Source organism: Ginsengibacter sp. (genome assembly GCF_057362405.1).
The window spans coordinates 1-17,997 of record NZ_JBMQQG010000146.1 but is presented as its reverse complement, the minus strand read 5'-3'; the positions used below and the strand labels follow the sequence as shown (position 1 = coordinate 17,997).

General features: G+C 38.5%; 17 protein-coding genes. 8 read left to right on the top strand and 9 right to left on the bottom strand.

The genetic code is table 11. The annotated features are described in order from the left end of the window. Positions 1 to 87: 87 nt before the first annotated feature. The 3 genes from ACO1O5_RS11680 to ACO1O5_RS11670 all read left to right on the top strand — a co-directional run bounded on the left by ACO1O5_RS11680 (position 88) and on the right by ACO1O5_RS11670 (position 1,757). Positions 88 to 711: a class I SAM-dependent DNA methyltransferase gene (locus ACO1O5_RS11680; RefSeq protein ID WP_486270380.1), complete on the top strand. Its 624-nt coding sequence runs from the start codon at positions 88 to 90 to the stop codon at positions 709 to 711. Positions 712 to 753: 42 nt separating this feature from the next. Continuing rightward, positions 754 to 1,143 carry a VOC family protein gene (locus ACO1O5_RS11675; RefSeq protein WP_486270378.1) on the top strand — a complete coding sequence of 130 codons (390 nt, stop codon included), beginning with the start codon at positions 754 to 756 and terminating at the stop codon, positions 1,141 to 1,143. 71 nt (positions 1,144 to 1,214) lie between these two features. Further along, the gene (locus ACO1O5_RS11670; protein WP_486270376.1) at positions 1,215 to 1,757 is read left to right on the top strand and encodes a hypothetical protein; all 543 of its coding nucleotides are present in this window, start codon (positions 1,215 to 1,217) and stop codon (positions 1,755 to 1,757) included. Between the two features lie 91 nt (positions 1,758 to 1,848). Here ACO1O5_RS11670 and ACO1O5_RS11665 read toward each other — a convergent pair whose 3' ends face one another. From ACO1O5_RS11665 to rnr, 7 genes are all read right to left on the bottom strand, one after another. Further along, the gene (locus ACO1O5_RS11665; protein ID WP_486270374.1) at positions 1,849 to 3,111 is read right to left on the bottom strand and encodes an MFS transporter; all 1,263 of its coding nucleotides are present in this window, start codon (positions 3,109 to 3,111) and stop codon (positions 1,849 to 1,851) included. Positions 3,112 to 3,185: 74 nt separating this feature from the next. After that, entirely contained in the window at positions 3,186 to 4,706 is a 1,521-nt protein-coding gene (locus ACO1O5_RS11660) for a Gfo/Idh/MocA family protein (protein WP_486270372.1), read from the bottom strand. A gap of 156 nt (positions 4,707 to 4,862) precedes the next feature. Then, a complete protein-coding gene (locus ACO1O5_RS11655; RefSeq protein WP_486270370.1) occupies positions 4,863 to 5,597 on the bottom strand; it encodes a 3-keto-disaccharide hydrolase in 735 nt (244 codons plus the stop codon). Between the two features lie 103 nt (positions 5,598 to 5,700). After that, positions 5,701 to 7,605 (bottom strand): beta-N-acetylhexosaminidase, encoded by a 1,905-nt coding sequence (locus tag ACO1O5_RS11650; RefSeq protein WP_486270369.1) that lies wholly within the window; start codon positions 7,603 to 7,605, stop codon positions 5,701 to 5,703. A gap of 179 nt (positions 7,606 to 7,784) precedes the next feature. Continuing rightward, on the bottom strand, positions 7,785 to 8,879 hold the full coding sequence (locus ACO1O5_RS11645; RefSeq protein WP_486270367.1) for a hypothetical protein: 1,095 nt from the start codon (positions 8,877 to 8,879) through the stop codon (positions 7,785 to 7,787). Between the two features lie 129 nt (positions 8,880 to 9,008). Then, positions 9,009 to 10,076 carry a polyprenyl synthetase family protein gene (locus tag ACO1O5_RS11640; RefSeq protein WP_486270365.1) on the bottom strand — a complete coding sequence of 356 codons (1,068 nt, stop codon included), beginning with the start codon at positions 10,074 to 10,076 and terminating at the stop codon, positions 9,009 to 9,011. A gap of 56 nt (positions 10,077 to 10,132) precedes the next feature. Next, on the bottom strand, positions 10,133 to 12,154 hold the full coding sequence (gene rnr, locus ACO1O5_RS11635; RefSeq protein ID WP_486270363.1) for a ribonuclease R: 2,022 nt from the start codon (positions 12,152 to 12,154) through the stop codon (positions 10,133 to 10,135). Between the two features lie 133 nt (positions 12,155 to 12,287). Here rnr and ACO1O5_RS11630 point away from each other — a divergent pair, with 133 nt between their 5' ends. The 5 genes from ACO1O5_RS11630 to ACO1O5_RS11610 all read left to right on the top strand — a co-directional run bounded on the left by ACO1O5_RS11630 (position 12,288) and on the right by ACO1O5_RS11610 (position 15,910). Continuing rightward, complete coding sequence (locus tag ACO1O5_RS11630; protein WP_486270361.1) at positions 12,288 to 12,596, top strand: phosphoribosylpyrophosphate synthetase; 309 nt, start codon at positions 12,288 to 12,290, stop codon at positions 12,594 to 12,596. Between the two features lie 50 nt (positions 12,597 to 12,646). Beyond that, positions 12,647 to 13,693: a glycosylasparaginase gene (locus ACO1O5_RS11625; protein WP_486270359.1), complete on the top strand. Its 1,047-nt coding sequence runs from the start codon at positions 12,647 to 12,649 to the stop codon at positions 13,691 to 13,693. A gap of 85 nt (positions 13,694 to 13,778) precedes the next feature. Next, a complete protein-coding gene (locus ACO1O5_RS11620; RefSeq protein ID WP_486270357.1) occupies positions 13,779 to 14,498 on the top strand; it encodes a copper homeostasis protein CutC in 720 nt (239 codons plus the stop codon). 239 nt (positions 14,499 to 14,737) lie between these two features. Further along, positions 14,738 to 15,196 carry an IS200/IS605 family transposase gene (gene tnpA / locus ACO1O5_RS11615; protein WP_486270355.1) on the top strand — a complete coding sequence of 153 codons (459 nt, stop codon included), beginning with the start codon at positions 14,738 to 14,740 and terminating at the stop codon, positions 15,194 to 15,196. Positions 15,197 to 15,397: 201 nt separating this feature from the next. Further along, on the top strand, positions 15,398 to 15,910 hold the full coding sequence (locus tag ACO1O5_RS11610; RefSeq protein ID WP_486270354.1) for a hypothetical protein: 513 nt from the start codon (positions 15,398 to 15,400) through the stop codon (positions 15,908 to 15,910). Here ACO1O5_RS11610 and ACO1O5_RS11605 read toward each other — a convergent pair. Both ACO1O5_RS11605 and ACO1O5_RS11600 read right to left on the bottom strand, forming a co-directional pair. After that, positions 15,907 to 16,629 carry a YqjF family protein gene (locus ACO1O5_RS11605; protein WP_486270352.1) on the bottom strand — a complete coding sequence of 241 codons (723 nt, stop codon included), beginning with the start codon at positions 16,627 to 16,629 and terminating at the stop codon, positions 15,907 to 15,909. The genes ACO1O5_RS11610 and ACO1O5_RS11605 overlap by 4 nt on opposite strands. Next, a complete protein-coding gene (locus ACO1O5_RS11600) occupies positions 16,626 to 17,897 on the bottom strand; it encodes an NAD(P)/FAD-dependent oxidoreductase (protein WP_486270350.1) in 1,272 nt (423 codons plus the stop codon). Before ACO1O5_RS11600 ends, ACO1O5_RS11605 begins: the two co-directional genes overlap by 4 nt. Positions 17,898 to 17,997: the final 100 nt, after the last annotated feature.

The following is a 17,997-nucleotide window of genomic DNA, read 5'->3' as shown; positions in this document are numbered from 1 at the left end:
GTATTTATAAATACGTTTCAATTTATTTTATTTTTATTAAGATATAAATCATCAACCGAAAATCACTTTACTTTATCAAAAAAAAGAATGAACGTACAACAATCTTACAACTACTGGGCTGAACAATACGATACTAATGGTAACAAAACAAGAGACCTTGAAGCACTTGCCTTGCGAAATACGTTATCAAATATTTCATTTGATTCAGTTTTGGAAATTGGCTGCGGCACGGGCAAAAATACGACATGGCTACTCGAAAAAGCTAAGCAGGTTACAGCCATTGACCTTTCAGAAAAAATGCTTGCAAAAGCAAAAGAAAAAATAAGCGCAACGCATGTTCAATTTTTACAAGCTGATATAACGATAGGGTGGACATTTACTAATCTGCTATACGACCTGGTCAGTTTTAGCCTTGTGCTGGAGCATATTCAAAATCTCGATCACATTTTTAATGAAGTTTCCAAAAAATTGAACACAGGCGCACATGTTTATATCGGCGAACTGCATCCATTTAAGCAATACACCGGTACAAAGGCACGGTTTAACATCGAAGATGGTCAGCACGTAGTTACGTGTTATAATCATCACATTTCAGAATTTATCCATTCTGCAAAAAAATTTGGAATGATGCCCATTGATATTGACGAATATTTTGACGATGATGATGAAAATGCAATACCCAGAATTCTTTCTATACTATTAAGAAAGTAGTCTGGCTACTACCCAATCTATTAACATCTTAAACAAATTTTTATGGCAAAAGATGCGAAAATTCCGGAAAATTATCAAACAGTAATGCCTTACCTGATCGTAAAAAATGCAAAACAATTTATTTCATTTATGCAAATTGTATTTGGTGCAACGGAAACTTATAATGCAATGAGAGATGAATATACTATTATGCATGCTGAAATAATGATTGGCGGGAGCACGATTATGTTGGCAGACAGCACGGATGTTTATGGAGTGCTAAATGCCGGCATGTTTATTTATGTTGAGGATGCGGATGAAACTTTCAAAAAATCAATTAACAACGGTGGAACTGTGATATCTGAATTGGCCAATCAAAGTTATGGCCGAAGCGGCGGCGTAAAGGATCCTTTTGGAAATACGTGGTGGATTACTTCGGTTAGCAGGCATTGAAGGCACAAGTGAAACATAATTAAAAGAACTTTTTCTACCGAAATTTTATTTCTTTGTAACAAACATATTATATGGAACAAACACTGTTAGGAATTGGAACAAGACTGCAACATACCATTCATGGGCCTGGAGTAATTGTAGGCATTCGTTACGCTACTTACCTTGTATCATTTATACATCACGGCATTATCGAAATTGATAAAACAGAGAGCAAGCTGGACGATATTCAACCTGAAAATGTAACTGAAGAAATAGAGACCAATTCTAATGTAGAGAAATCATTATTAAAAATATTGCGTTTATGGGGCGACGTTAGCGAAATCGTGAAATTGGGTGACAGATGGGTTGGCGGAACAATGCTATTACAACCCAAAGACCATTCCTTAAAACCAAAAGAAATTCCAATAGAGATTTTCTTTCATAAAATAGTTATGGCACGAGACAGGCTTCGCGTGCTGGAACAAAATATCAACAGCAATAAAAATCTTACCGACGAAGAAAAGGTAAACCTGCAACAATACATCACACGCATCTACGGTTCTTTCACAACATTTAATGTGTTGTTTAAAAATAAAGAACATTGGTTTGTAGGAGATAAACCGGGGCAGGATTAGATGGTGAATTACCAGAAACGATATATCACACAAAGTCACAAATAGTACCAATTATATTTCTTTGTGTTCCTCGTGCCTTAGTGGGAAATAATCAACTAACGTGTTTTTCTCTTTTAAAAAGATCAATCGTTTTGTTAGTTATAAGAGGACGTGCCCAAAAACCTATGCTGAGAATATATCCCATGGTTATATAGATGAAAAGCATACCTGACCGAAGCCCGAAGTGATCACCAAGCCAGCCGATGATCAAAGGAATTACCGCACCGCCGATAATGCCGGTAACGAGTATGCCCGCAAATGAGCCATGATGCTCTTTAACTGAATTTAATGCCAATGAAAAAATACCAGGATACATTACCGATGCAAAGAAGCCAACTAACGGGAAAGCTATAAGCGAAATTTTAGCAGACCCATAAAGCGCCAGGGTTAAACTTGCCAACGCAAGCAAAGTAAAACCGATTAATACCTTTCGCTGATCCATAATTTTCAGAAGCAATAATCCAATAACGCCACCTGCCGTCATCAATCCCCAGAAATAAGCAACGGCATCAGCCCCTGTCGTCTGCGGATCGTAACCATGATAAGTATATAAGAATTGAGAGATCCAGTTTGCAACGCCTTGTTCTGTACCCACATAACAAAATATTCCGATAAAGTAAAGAATAACAACGGGCTTTTTGAACAACATTATATGCGTTTGTAGAGCCCCCGCTTTCTCATCTGTATTCAATTCTACTTTGGGAAATTTTGAAAATAAAATAATAAGAATCATCAGCAGGCATATAACAGTAAACAGCCAGTAAAGCGATATCCAGGGTAAATCAGCAGGAACAAAAGAACTAAAGACACTTAGAAAGCTACCTCGTGCATTTTCACTGTTATTGAGATGCAAAACAAAATAAGAATATACGCCGGGGCTAATAAAAGAAGCGATACCAAAAATCAACTGAGCCATCACGGAATTAAATGAATAATGCTCTTCACCACCCGATGTGCGCAACAAAGGATTGATTACAACCTGCAACATGGCCATTCCGGAACCTATAAGAAAGAGAGAGATCACAGCCGTTAAATAGTTGGGAACTAACGCTAATAAGAGAGCTCCAAAGAAAGCCACGATAAATCCTGTTATCATGATCCTCTTCTCTTTATATTTTTCCACCAGCATTCCTGTGGGAATAGAAACCACCCCATAAGCAATAAAAAAAGCGAATGGAAGCAATGCTACCAATGTAAGGCTTAGATGAAATCCCTTAATGATATCGGGCATTAAAGGCCCTATAATATTTGTAAGAAAAGAAATTACGAAAAATGTAAGCATGATGAGACTTACAATATAATAGTTACGTTTCATGATGATGGCTTCATCCCAACCCCTCTACAAATGAGAGTGAACTGGATACTCACGAGTTTTTTAAGTAGGTTATTTTATAATTTTAATTCTCCCCAGCCTTGCCGGTATTCTCTTTTTACAAATTGATTGCCAGCTTCAAAATTGGTAATCCTCATATTGGCACCATCCCATTTATAAGTAATATAACGACCGGGTGTTGTTATATCTTCCACATCTCCATAAACCGGGTCGTGTCTTTTTACCTTGTTGCGGATATTGAAACTGCGCAAAAGTAAGTTACCCATGAGCACGGTCTCAGTTAACGGTCCCGCATACCCTACAAAAGGCGAATCCACTTCCATGTTGCCATAACCGGCAATACATGCATCAATCCATTGCCACCAATGTCCATCCATTCCACCTTCTATCCGTGGATATTTCTTAGGAACATTTACATCTTTATTCAATGAAAGCGGGAGTAATCGGGGATGACTGCCACCCCAACCGCAGGAAACTTTTCCTTTTGTTCCGATAAATAAGGAGCCGCCTTCAAAATCATTTTCCTCAGGCACATCACACAATGCCTCATTCATATTTACATCCGGATCAAGTTCATCGGGCCGGTCGGGAACCATACCGCCATCCATCCAATATAATTTCAATTCATGTCCGTCTTTCAAAATAAATTTATAGCGAAGCTTACTTGACACCGGAATACTTTCAGGATAATCACTTTCCTGGAAGATGCCCGAAAAAATAGTGCTAGCACTGCACGTTACCTCTGTTGGATAGCCCAGTTCCAATAACTTAAATGCAGGCCCAATAATGTGGCAAGCCATATCACCCAAAGCCCCGGTACCAAAACGCCACCATCCGCGCCAATTAAAGGGAACAAGATTATCAAAGTACTCAGTCTGTTGAGCTGTCCCGAGCCATAAATCCCATTTTAATTCTTTGGGAACCGGCGGTCGGTCTTTTGGCCAGGGAATTCCCTGAGGCCACACGGGACGGTTAGTCCAATTGTAAACACTGGTTATATCGCCAATCAAACCAGCTTCAAACCATTCTCGCATTGTTCTCATGCCATCGCAGGATGCGCCCTGGTCGCCCATTTGCGTAACTACCTTATATTTTTCCGCCGCCTGCGTGAGAATGCGTGCTTCATAAATATCATGCGTTAATGGCTTTTGTAAATACAAGTGTTTTTTTAATTGCATCGCACTTAATCCGACAATAGCATGATTATGATCGGGAATGGCAACCGAAACAGCATCAAAATGTTTACTTTCTTTTTCGAACATTTCCCGCCAGTCATAATAAAATTTTGCATTGGGAAATTCTTTACGGCGTGGCGCCGCCATGCGATCATCCACGTCGCATAAAAAAGAAATTACTGCATTTTTTTTTGGAGCCGTTGCATAATGATGAATGTCATTTTCTGCTTCACCTCCGCAGCCGACGGCTGCTATATATAATTTATCACTTGGGGCTACGAAGCCCTTTCCGCCCAATACGTGGCGGGGAACAATAGAAAATGCCGCCGCTGTTAAGCCGGTATTTTTAATAAATTCTCCACGGCTGATATTCTTTTTATCCGGAGTTTTATTGTCTTCCATAAATGTTATGTTTTGATTACACGAATTTTTTGGCACGAATTACACGAATTAAAATAAATAAACTAACGTAATAGTGTAAACGAATCTATTTTACAGGTTGCCTGCAACTAAAAATTCGTGCAATTCGTGTAATTAGATTTAATTAGTGTGATGAATTTATAATTTCCTGATCTTAATATTGCGATACCACAATTTTCCATTTTCAGTTCCCTGGAAAGAAATATGCCCTTTCTTGTAGGTCCCGAATCCAGGCCATTCAACAAACTTGCTGTTCTTAATCATATCACGCCAATGATCGTCCCACATTTGGGTGTCAATGGTTTTATGACCATTCATAAAAAAGGTAAGATGGCCGTCTTTGGCAATTATTTCGTACTGGTTCCACCGGCCGCCTTTATTTACCCATTCTGTATCGGCAGATATTAAATCATATAAATCGCCAGCCCTGCATTTCAGTATGCGTCCGTCATCGTTACAGGCCAAATCAGCTATCTGCATTTCAGGTCCTGACTCATAAGTGTTTTTAAACTGTGGAGATTCATGCACATAAAACATGACACCGCTATTGGCGCATGGTTCCATTTTCCATTCAACTTTAAGATCGAAATTTTCGTATTCGTCATTAGTTACCAGGTCAGCATAATCGTCATAAACACTTTTGTTATTTTTATTGAGAAAGATCATGCCGTCCTGTACCTGCCAGGCTTTACCGGCAACTTTTTCCAGGTAGGAGTGCCAGCCAACCAAATCTTTTCCATTGAAAAGAAGTTTCCACCCTTGCTGTGTTTCTTTTTGGGAAAGCGTGTTGGGTATTTGCTGACTAAAGGAAAGATTTGAAAACAAAATTGCAGCAATCAATAAGATTACCCGTGAAGGACTTTTTACAAGCATCGTTGATTATTTATTTCGAAGGTAATTACTTACTATTTACAAGAAAAATAATTATCCCGTAACATTGAAAACAGTCCCCGCAATATGGGGACTACTGTTCACATTAATTTTTCGCAGCCTTTGCTTTTAATTCACCAACAGAAACTGTCATCATTCTCCCGATCGGTTTTCCATTTCTATATGTAATCAGCTTAACTTGCACCGCATCCTCCGGCACAATAACGGGTTCCGTATATTTCGGGTAAAAATTATCCGGAAACGAATTATCAAATGTATAATAGATATCGAGGCCATCAATTTCAGTACTTAGTTCGAGAATCAATTTCTTATCGGGCGACTCACTTGCGTTGATAATGGGATCGTACATGCTGGGAGCATATTTTATCTGGGCGACATCATACCTTGCAAAATGTTTTTCAACCCTGGTAACAAAATTGTTCCAGTTTTTATTTTCTTTTTGCGACCAAACATCTTCTGCAATCGCAAATGCTCTTGGCCAAGTCATATACTCTGCGTGCCGCATATTATACACCTGCTCCGTCCATAAATTTGCCTGGCCGCCTTTTATATATTTTGGATCCACACCATCGGGCAAGGGTTCAAATTGATATGATTTCTTTAACCGCAAGGTTGCGTAGATATGGGGCTCCATAGCAGAATCACCCTGCATATAATCGATATAGGCAAAATCAGTAGGGCTCATCACCACATCGTGGCCCATTTTAGCTGCTTTTATTCCACCGTCCATTCCCCGCCAGCTCATCACCACAGCATTTGGCGCCAAACCTCCTTCGAGAATTTCATCCCAACCCATAAACTTTTTACCTTTTGATTCTACAATTTTTTCGACACGTTTTTCAAAATAACTTTGTACTTCTTCCATATTTTTTAGCCCTTCCTTTTTCATCAGGGCTTTAATGGCTTCACTCTTTTCCCAAAAAGTTTTAAATGTTTCATCGCCTCCCATATGTATATATTCAAATGGGAATAGTTTCGCCACCTCAGTTAATACCTTATCCAAAAACGTGTACACGTTCTCGTTAGCCGGGCAAAGATTGTCATCATATAAGGCAGTGTGCGTATCCCAGTCTTTAATTTCTTCTCCTGAAGCCACGCCGATATTTTTTACACCGCCCGAACAGGATAGTTCCGGGTAAGCAGCGATGGCAGCAAGGCTATGGCCTGGTACATCTATTTCAGGTAAAATATTTACAAACCTGTCCTTTGCATATTGAACAATTTCTTTAATATCATCCTGCGTGTAAAAGCCGCCATAGGTGCGGGGCTCATCTGGTTTAGGCACAGAAAACGTTCCGAAATAGCCCACCTTCTTTACGTTCCACGCACCAACCTCAGTTAGCTTCGGTAAACTTTTTATTTCTATACGCCATCCTTCATCATCCGTTAAATGAAGATGAAGCAGGTTATACTTATAGCGAACCATTTCATCAATATATTTCTCCACGTCTTCTTTTGTGAAGAAATGACGTGCCACATCAAACATTAATCCTCTCCAGCCAAACCGTGGATAATCTGTTATATCAACACAGGGAGCTTCCCATTTAATGTTGGGAACAGGTGATTTACTTTCTATTTCTTTTGGAAACAATTGTACAAGCGTTTGCACACCGTAAAATAAACCTGCTGCATCATTAGCTTTTATAATAATATGGGCGGGAGTAACTGATAAATTATACCCTTCCTTGCCAATGATATCATCTTCTTTTTTATTTAATATCAATTGAACCGTTGCGTTACCACTTGAATTGGCCACAGACACAGGAATGCCGGTGGGCGTTGACAAACGATCGCTTAAAAAAGCAATCACCTGTTTCATTTGCGGTTCTGACGGCGCCACGATCGATATCGTTTGTGGCAACAAAAAATGACCTGTATTTTTTACAACTTTTACCGGTTGCGGTATTATTGCAATTTGATTCGTATCATTCTGGGCGAATGATGTTACAGAAATAAAACATAAACACAGGAACAAACAATTAAATTTCATAGAAGGTTATTTAAAAATGATTTTAATAAACAAGAAGTGTTTTATTAAAATAGTTAAGCAATAAATTAATTTCATTTAAAAATAAGTAAACTTACGGCAGCAGCCGTAAATGAAAGGGATATTATATTAACCGAGAAGGGGAAATTTATCGTAGCTGTTACTGGGTCCGGCGAAAGGGTTTATTTTTTTAAGCCTTTTAATTCGATGCGAACGTTTTCCCGGCAAGGCTTTCCAAATTCCTGCTCGAGATTTCTTTCGCTGTTAATCGTTTTATAAAAATCATCAAAATACCTGCTAACAAACTTAACATAGGATTTGCTCAACAGTGGACAATTTTTGTATAGGTCATATATCGAGTCCTTTAATTGATTAAATAATTTAATGGTCTCTGCGAAATTCTTCATGTCTGTTTCACAATAACCGCGATAGAGCCGTTCGCGATTGGAACTAATTCCTAACTCAGGTGCAGGGCCAGCGTACGACGCATCCACGATACCCGCATGATCAAAATCGTAAGGAACGGGAATCGGCATCTCTGTAGAGCGCCTGTCAATTAATACAATATTTTGCAAATAAGGAACTGACCAGTCAGTGTTTCCAATTAAATATTCAAATACAGCCATCTTTTGAAAATCATCCTTATTTGTATTTCGCATAGGCAGCATTTTTGACTTTGATAGGTAGGCATGATTCCTGTCAGCTACTTTTTTATCATCTTCCAGTAAAAAACAATAATGCGTTTCTGTCTTTCGCTGTTTCAAAGAATCAACAAATTCAACCTGCGCCAATCTTACCTTAAAACTTTTTTCGGTAACAAGATTATATATTTTATAAGCAAGCCATTCTCTTATAACAAAGTCATCACCCTGGCAGGGAACCACTAACTTAAGCTTATGCTGGTAAGCAAATACCGACTTCAAATTTTGTTCTTTCGGAAAATCCAACAAGAGAGGAGGCATTGAACACATTCCTTTCATACGCCGAAAATGCCCTCTTGTTTTCACCATAAGTTGAATGGAAACAAGGCTGCTGTCTTTGTCAAAATATTGCAACCCAACAGGATGATAAGAGCTATTATCACTTCGGTCGTTAAATAGATTATTTAACTTTCCGGAAAGGGTAAAATGCAAAATATCAGTGTCATCAAAAAGATTTTTATTAGCTAAAATTTCCTGTTGAGTTGATGCCGTATCAATATTTTTCTGCGCCTCATTTGCAAAAGGAACTAATAACCCTCCACAAATGATGACTAACAAAGAATGCTTGCAGGACATAATTTTTAGAATTATGCAACAAATCTATTTTTTATTTATTGACAATGCAACATAACATGAATTAAAGCTGAAAAGAATTTCTAGCATGAGCTTAGGGGAACTTGTAAAACAGAGCAATAAATAGCCCGCTCACATTTCCCGATCCAACAAATAGTGTGAGAGCGCTTCAAGTGGCTTTTTGCGGGAAGAAAGAACAGCAGTTTCTTCAAGATGATCCAACGCTTTCGACATATATTTTTGTTTCAGCTCTTTTGCCCATTCATCAACATTACACGATTTATAAATGCCGATAACCCTTGATATTTTGTCGTCGCTATTGCTTTGAAGCAATTGTTGTAATTCTTCCAACTGGGCTTTTGAACACATGTTCATTGCCTGTATTAAAAGAAATGTTTTTTTGTTGGAGGTGATATCGCCCCCATGTTTTTTGCCAAATTTTTCAGGGTCTCCAAAGGCATCCAAATAATCATCCTGCACCTGGAAAGCGATGCCAAGATTTTTCCCAAACTCATATAAATGCTGTTGGTTGCCAAGGCCAGCGCCCCCAAGCACAGCGCCTAGTTTGAGGCTTGCAGCAAGCAATACCGATGTTTTAAGCTGAATCATCTTTTCGTATTCATCAAAACTTACGCTTGTATTTTTTTCAAAATCCATATCGAGCTGCTGGCCTTCACATACCTGTCTTGCCGTATGGTTAAAGATTTCAAGCACTTTATGGATATATTCACTGCCTATCTTATTAATGCAATCATAGGCGGCAACCAGCATAACATCTCCGGCGAGTAACGCGGTTGATTCACCAAATTTTGTATGAACAGTTTGCATGCCACGACGTAATGGTGCTCTATCCATAATATCATCGTGGATTAGTGTAAAGTTGTGAAATAACTCAATGGCATTAGCTATATGCCAAGAATCGGGATTAATGGCATCAAACAGTTCATTACCCATAATACACATTACAGGCCTTATGCGTTTACCGCCCAGCGTTAGTATATATTGCGACGCATCATAAAGGCTATTTGGATATTCAGGAAAATGGCGAATGTTGAATTTTTCTTCAAAAAGCAAGGATAGGTCTTTAAAAGAATGAAGACCGGAAAATGCCGGCTGAGGAGCATCGCCGACTCCTTTTAGATTTTTTTCAAGCGTCTCTTTACCTGGTGACGTTTCGTTCATGAACTTATCTTCATTCATTCTGTTTTCATCAATTTTTATAGCTTGTAAATTATTTACGAAGTGAAAGAGAAAATTTATTTTTTCTGATGCCCATGGCGAAATTTTTCCCTGCCTTTGTGAGGATGATTCTTATTTTTCTTTACTGCCTTTGTCCTTAAATTTTCAACTCCTGGTATCCACTCAAAATCAAGTTGTCTTTTTTCCAGGTTGGCGGCAACCAGCTTAATATTTATTTTATCGCCCATTCGGAATTTCTTGCCGGTATGAAGGCCTACCAATGCATAGTCCGTATCATCGTGCCTGAAATCATCATAGTCAGAAAGATCCCTTACAGAAACAAGACCTTCACATTTTTCATTCACTGTTTCTACCCAAAAACCAAATGAAGCGACACCACTTATAACACCTTCCATATCTTCTCCCACTTTATCCATCATAAATTCAACCTGTTTATATTTATTGCCGGCACGCTCTGAGTCCATGGCAGCTCTTTCTTTTGCACTGCAATGCCTGCATTTTTCTTCCATGTTTTTATCAGGATGAATTTTCTTTTCAATTACTTCCTGCAGAATCCGGTGCACCATCACATCGGGGTATCGCCGAATGGGTGATGTAAAATGACAATAATGTTCAAACCCCAATCCGTAGTGCCCGATATTTTCTGAAGTATAAATAGCTTTTGCCATGGTGCGGATGCCTAACTGTTCCAATACATGCTGTTCAGGCTTTCCATGTACATCTTCTAATAATTGATTGAAAGAAGCAGCTACTTCGGCTTCATTGTTCATATTAAATTTATAGCCGAATTTTTTTGCAAAAGCAACGAATGGTTTTAATTTCTCCTCGTCGGGCGTATCGTGTATTCGATATGGAAATGGTATGGGCTTCTTGTCAATCTTAATCTTATCAATATGTGCCGCAACGGTTCGGTTAGCCAGCAACATAAATTCCTCAATTAACTGGTGCGATTCTTTACTTTCTTTTACAACAATTCCAACAGGTTTGCCGGTTTCGTCTAATTGAAACTTCACTTCGGTTGAAGAAAAATTAATTGCTCCGTTTTTAAATCTCTCTTTCCGGAAAGTTTTGGCGAGTGTATTCAGGTGCAGAATTTCTTCGACAAATTTTCCTGTATTTGTATCAATAATTTCCTGTACCTCGTCGTAGGTAAAACGATGATCACTGTGGATGAAAGTTTTTCCCAGCCAGTAATCTTTAACTTTTCCTTTGTTGCTTATTTTAAAAATAACCGAGAAAGTATGTTTGTCTTCATGCGGCCTGAGTGAACAAAGCTCGTTAGATATTTTTTCGGGAAGCATAGGATTTACGCGATCTGGCAGATAAACGCTTGTTGCCCGGCTGTAACCTTCTTTATCAAGTTCACTGCCTTGTTTTACAAAATGGCTTACATCGGCAATGTGTATACCAATTTCATATTCGTCTTTTCCAATCTTTTGAATAGAAAGTGCATCGTCAAAATCTTTTGCATCGGCGGGATCGATAGTAAACGTGAGAACACTTCGATAATCTTTTCTTTTAGCCAGCTCTTTTTCGTCTATGGTTTCCTTCAACGCACCAGCTTCATCCAAAACAACTTTGGGAAACTCCAGCGGAAATCCATTTTGAATAAGGATTTCCTTCATCGCCATATCATTCATGTCCTTCGCCTGTAAAACTGTTATCACTTCGCCTTCGGGTTTTTTTTCTCCTTTTTCCCAATTCAAAAGTTTTACTACTACCCTGTCATTGTTTTTCGCGCCATTAAGATTTTTGGTACTAATGTAGAAGTCCGGCACGGGTTTTTGGCTATCGGGTTTAAAGAAGGCAAAATTCTCTTTCACGTCTATGTTGCCGATAAATTCAGTTTGTTTGCGCTCAATAATCTCTTCAACTACTCCTTCTATGCGGCGGCCATTAGATTCTTTTAGTTTAACCATAACCGTGTCGCCATGCATAGCCTTATTAAAATCGTTAGGTTTTACAAGAACGTCGTTATCCCGTCCTTCTGCCATTATGTATCCAATACCGGAGCGTGTTATATCTAAAACTCCTTTCACCAAAGCATCCTGCTTCTTTTTTCCTGATTTCTTACTCATATAATTCTTTCATCCACATTTAGTGTCTATGCACGCAATTTACATAAAGTATCTGTATCCTTATTTTATAAAGAAAGCGTAATCCTGTCACGCATTACTAAAAGGGAATGTTTTATTTTTGAAAAAAAGTAAAATGGAAAATTATGACACTGTTTCCAGTGCCCTCAATAGTTTAAAAGCGAGGGGCTATGTAAAGGATTTCAATATAGCTTTCGACAAGTTGATTTGTAACGACACCAATGAATGCCTCAATCCGCATGAGTTTGAAATTACAGAAGTGTATCGTTTTGAAGGCGAATCCAATCCGTCAGACGAGGCCGTTGTTTACGCCGTTGAATCAATAGATGGCAATACGAAAGGTGCCTTGGTAAATGGTTATGGGCCGTCTGCCGATCCCATGTCGGACGAAATGATTCAAAAGATATCAATTCATCGCAAATAAAACCCGGTACCTGCAAACAAATTATATTTCTAATTATTAAAAGATCATTTATGGTTAACAGACGAAAATTTTTACAGCTATCCAGCTTTGCTATGCCAATGCTTTCAGTAAAAAATATATTCAGTAACGATAAGGCACAAACGAAACCTATTGTTATCTCAACATGGGATAGTGGTAAAGACGTAAATACTGCAGCCTGGAAGGTATTATCAGCCAACGGCCGTGCCCTTGACGCCGTGGAAGCCGGCGCAAGGCAGATAGAAGATACGATCAATTGTTGCGTTGGCCTTGGGGGATATCCTGACCGGGATGGCATTGTAACACTCGACTCCTGCATTATGGATGACAAAGCCAACTGCGGAGCGGTCGGGGGAATGGAACAGATAAAACATGCTGTATCAGTTGCGAGAAAAATTATGGAAACCACGCCACACATTATGCTCGTGGGTGACGGAGCCCAGCAGTTTGCGATTGAGAATGGTTTTCCAAAGGAACCTAAAGAACTATCACCCGATGCTGAAAATGCTTACAAAGGGTGGCTGAAAAAAAGTGAGTATAAACCAGTTATAAATATTGAAAAACAGCAGGGCGCCGATGGAAATAAAGATCAACACGGTCCATTTGCACCGGCTTTTTTTGATGATGGCTCAGCCAATCATGACACAATGGGTTTAGTTGCTTTGGATGCTGCGGGTAATTTGAGCGGAGCTGTAACAACAAGTGGCATGGCATTCAAGATTCACGGGCGTGTAGGCGATTCTGCAATTATAGGTGCCGGAATATTTGTAGATAATGAAGTGGGCGCTGCCACATCTACCGGTGTTGGAGAAGAGAACATGCGGATTTGCGGAACTCACCTCGTGGTTGAATTTATGAGGCAAGGCGATTCGCCTGAAACAGCCTGCCGCAAAGCCATTGACAGAGTAGTAAAAAGAGATATGGCTAAAGCAAAAACATTTCAGCTGGCATTTTTGGCACTTAATAAAAATGGCGAATACGGCGCTTACGCCTTACAAAAAGGTTTTGTTTTTTGTGTAAAAAGCAATGGCGAGGAAAAATTAATTCCTTCAAAATATATTTTTGAGACACAGGGGTGAAAGGCAATGTTGACTAGTCATTAGCTAATTGTCAGTTCAATAAAAAAAACTTTGGCGTTCCAGCTGATAATTGATTTACGAAATAATGAAATTAGAAATAATCGGTTTTAATATTGAAAGTTGCATAGCTGCGCAGGAAGCGGGTGCCAACAGAATTGAGTTGTGCAACAACCCTACTGAAGGAGGCACTACCCCTTCTTATGGATTTATTAAAGCGGCAAGAGAAAAACTATCCATTGAATTATATGTAATGATCCGGCCCCGGGGCGGTGATTTCTTATACAGTGATGCCGAATTTGAAATTATGATGCAGGATGTCGGCGCGTGCAAAGCGCTGGGATGCGACGGAGTTGTTTTAGGTATATTGACACCGGGTGGCAATGTTGATAAAAAAAGATGCCGCCAACTAATCGAACACGCCTATCCGTTAGGTGTTACCTTTCACCGCGCATTCGACAGAACCGAAGATCCTTTGCAGTCGATGGAAGATATAATAGAAATAGGTTGCGAAAGAATCTTAACCTCAGGATTACGACCAAAAGCAATTGATGGTATTGCATTACTTAAAAAATTGATTCAACAGGCAGATGACAGAATAATTATAATGCCCGGTTCCGGAGTAAATGCGGACAATATTATTCAACTCGCCGAAAGAACCGGCGCCGTTGAGTTTCACAGTTCAGCGAGTATGGTTATAGATAGCAGCATGCAATATGAAAATGAATTGATAGATGAAAAAATGCAGCATGTTGTGGTTAATAAAGAGGAGGTGAGAAAGATGAGTGCGTTATTGAAAGCGGTTTAATTCTACAGCGGTAATAGGTTAGAGTGGTTGGATGTAATATTACAGTTGTAGTTTAGCTCCGTAGGAGCAATATGTTAGTAGCAAGAATAGATATCTCATTTGGGGGTGAGCTCCGTAGGAGCGATATGTTAGTAGAAAAGATACAATCACAGGTGTAGATGAGCTCCGTAGGAGCGATATGTTAAAAACCAAGGCAATAATTTCCCATTCTATTCTTTCATCATTAAATAACGTAAATCATGCCAAATACATATTCTCAATTATACATTCAAATTGTGTTTGCCGTAAAAGGAAGGCAAAATTTTATAAAAGAATCTTTTCGTGTTGAATTGCAAAAATATATAGCCGGAATTATAGCCGAAAAAAGACAAAAATTATACGCTATTTATTGCATGCCCGATCATACGCATATCCTCGTCAGTATAAAGCCAGATATAGCTATTTCCAATTTGGTCGGAACTATTAAATCGAATTCGTCATCTTTTATAAAAGAAAAAAATTTTGAAAAGAATTTTTTATGGCAAGAAGGATTTGGCGCATTTTCATATTCAAAATCCCAATCATTAGATGTTGTAAATTATATTTTGAACCAACCGATGCATCATAAGAAAAGAACGTTCAAGGATGAATATCTTGATATATTAATAAAATTTGGGGTTGAATATGATGAAAAATATCTATTCGAATTTTATGAATAAATTCGTTCGATAAAATGTTACCGTAAACATATCGCTCCTACGGAGCTATTCGAAAATTCTTCACTACCACTTCTTCTACTGACATGTCGCTCCTATGGAGCTGGGTACACATCGTTCTTTATTGCCATTGACATATCTCTTCCGGGAAGCTTTGAATCTCATTATCTTTTTAATATTTTCGCCACGATCATTTTTGAAATTATGGAATTGCGAAATGAAATTTTAAAAGAATATTCAAAGCAACAATGCAATAAAATTGTAAAATGGATTGGCAACAACGAGGAAAGGTTCAATGAGTTATTTCATCTTTTTTTAAATAGCGAATACAGGGTTACCCAACGGGCTGCATGGCCGTTAAGTAATTCCGCCATAGCTCATCCAAAATTCATGAAAGGCAACTTCGAAAAATTGCTCAGCAATTTAAAGAAAGACAATCTTCATGATTCAATAAAAAGAAACACAGTTAGACTATTAGATGCTATCGATATCCCGGTAAAATATGAAGGACGAATAATGGAAATTTGCTTTACCTACCTCGAGTCGCCGGACGAAGCTGTTGCTGTTAAAGCTTTTTCAATCGGCATCCTCGCCAAGCTTGCAAAAAAATATCCTGAAATAATTCCTGAAATAAAATTGATGATCGAAGAACAAATACCACATCAAAGCGCTGCATTTAAGAGCAAGTCCAAAGCATTTATGAAATCATTCCCCTAAGGCAATACTGTTTTATTATGAATGCGTACTTCAGAGCCCTTTGCCATAAAAACTGATGAAGGTTTTGAATTAGCTAAAAAGGAAAATTCATTCCCATAAATTCCTTTAAAATCGCAGTCTATTGTATAATTTGAAACCTGGAAAATTTCCCAACGCGGATGTTCCACTTCATACTGATAGGTCTTTGAATCATTAAATTTGGTATAACCCCAATAGTGTTCTGCAATAAATTCTTCTTCGCTATTGATGCGCATAGGCAAAGATTTCTTATGGCATTCCGCTGCAAGCTTATTCCATTTGTCGTTATATTTCCATTCATAGCAAGTTTCTATTACATCATTCTTTTCTATGTGAAAATGTTTCATCTTCATAGTTGAATATTTCTCTTTATACAAACTATTAGCAATAAAGCTGATAGCGGGTTTCGGAACAATCTCTTTAATGAATACAGTTCCTCTTTTCCAATTGCCGTTGTCATTATATTTCACATAAAATCTAAGATTAACTTCTTCGAAATTGATATGATAAGGAATACTGAATCCTTTAATATTTGTATTTAGAAACATAAAACCAACAAGACTTACATACGTTTCGTTCTTATAAAAGTCAAGCTCAGTTCTATGAGGAAGAAATGGCAAAAGAATTTCTTTGGGGCAGGCGTAATTTGCCATTATCAGGTTATTCCATTCAGCATGTAAAAAATGTGAGTTTCTTTTCATTGGCTTTTAGATCTTTTAAAGGCACGGAATATTAATCGTAAATTTTGATCGTAGGTAATATAATTGTACATCCAGTTAAAAAATACTGCTACCCTGTTTTTAACACCAAGCAATAAATAGAGATGCAATACCATCCAGAAAAGCCAGGCGAAAAACCCCTTAAAGTGCAACTTTGGCTTCGGGATATCTACAACCGCAAGGTTGCGTCCCACAGTCGCCAATGAGCCTTTATCGTGATATTCAAATTCTTTCATGGAAACGTTTTTTTCCATCTTTATTAAATTTTCCGCCAGTGAGGTTGCCTGGGCAATAGCAACAGAGGCAACTTGTGGATGACCATGCGGATATTTTTCAGTTTCCATGTAAGCTACGTCGCCAATTGCATAAATATTTTCAGTGCCTTTTACTTTACTGTAGCGATCTACTGTAATGCGGTTACCTCTTACGATGATGCTGTTATCAATTCCTTCGGGAACATTCCCCTTGATCCCCGCCGCCCAAATTACCATTGAAGATTCAATGGTTTCGCCGTTTTTCATAGCTACCGTTGAGCCGTCATAATTATTTACAACAGTGCCGGTCTTCACAATAACATTTAATTTTTTTAAATACTCAAACGAATCATGACTTGATTTTTCGCTCATGGCTGCCAGCGTTCTTGGGCTTCCTTCCAGCAGGTAGATTTTCATCTTACTAAAATCCAGTTCCGGATAGTCTTTAGGAAAAACAAACCTTCGCATGTCGGCAATGGCTCCGCTCATTTCTACGCCAGTCGGGCCGCCACCCACTATTACGATCGTCATCAGGCTTTGTAATTGCTTTTCATCTTTGGCATACAAGGCGTCTTCTATGTTTTTCAGCAGCTTGTATTTTATTTGCAAAGCTTCCACGGTACTTTTCATCGGGTAGGCATGCGATTGCAGTTCTTCGTTGCCGAAGAAATTGGTATCCGCGCCGGTTGCCAGAACGAGAACATCGTATGAAAATATTTCTTCGCCGGAAATAACTTTTTTTTGTGCAACATCAATAGACTTTACGTCGGCCATCCGGAAATGAATGTTCTTTTCTCTCTGAAAGACCTTTCTTAACGGAAACGAAATATTACTGGCGTCGAGGCCGGCTGTAGCTACCTGGTAGAATAACGGCTGAAATTGGTGAAAATTAAACCTGTCGATGAGGGTTATATCAAAATTCTTGTTTTTACTTAGCTTTCTCGCAAGCCGCAATCCGCCGAAGCCACCGCCTATAATTACAATAGTTTGAACCATTCCAGTTAAGATTTGTGGGATTTGAATGAAAATTAAATATTGATTATTTAACTCTTGACGACTATCGCCATACCAACTGCTAATACAATAATCTTACCCT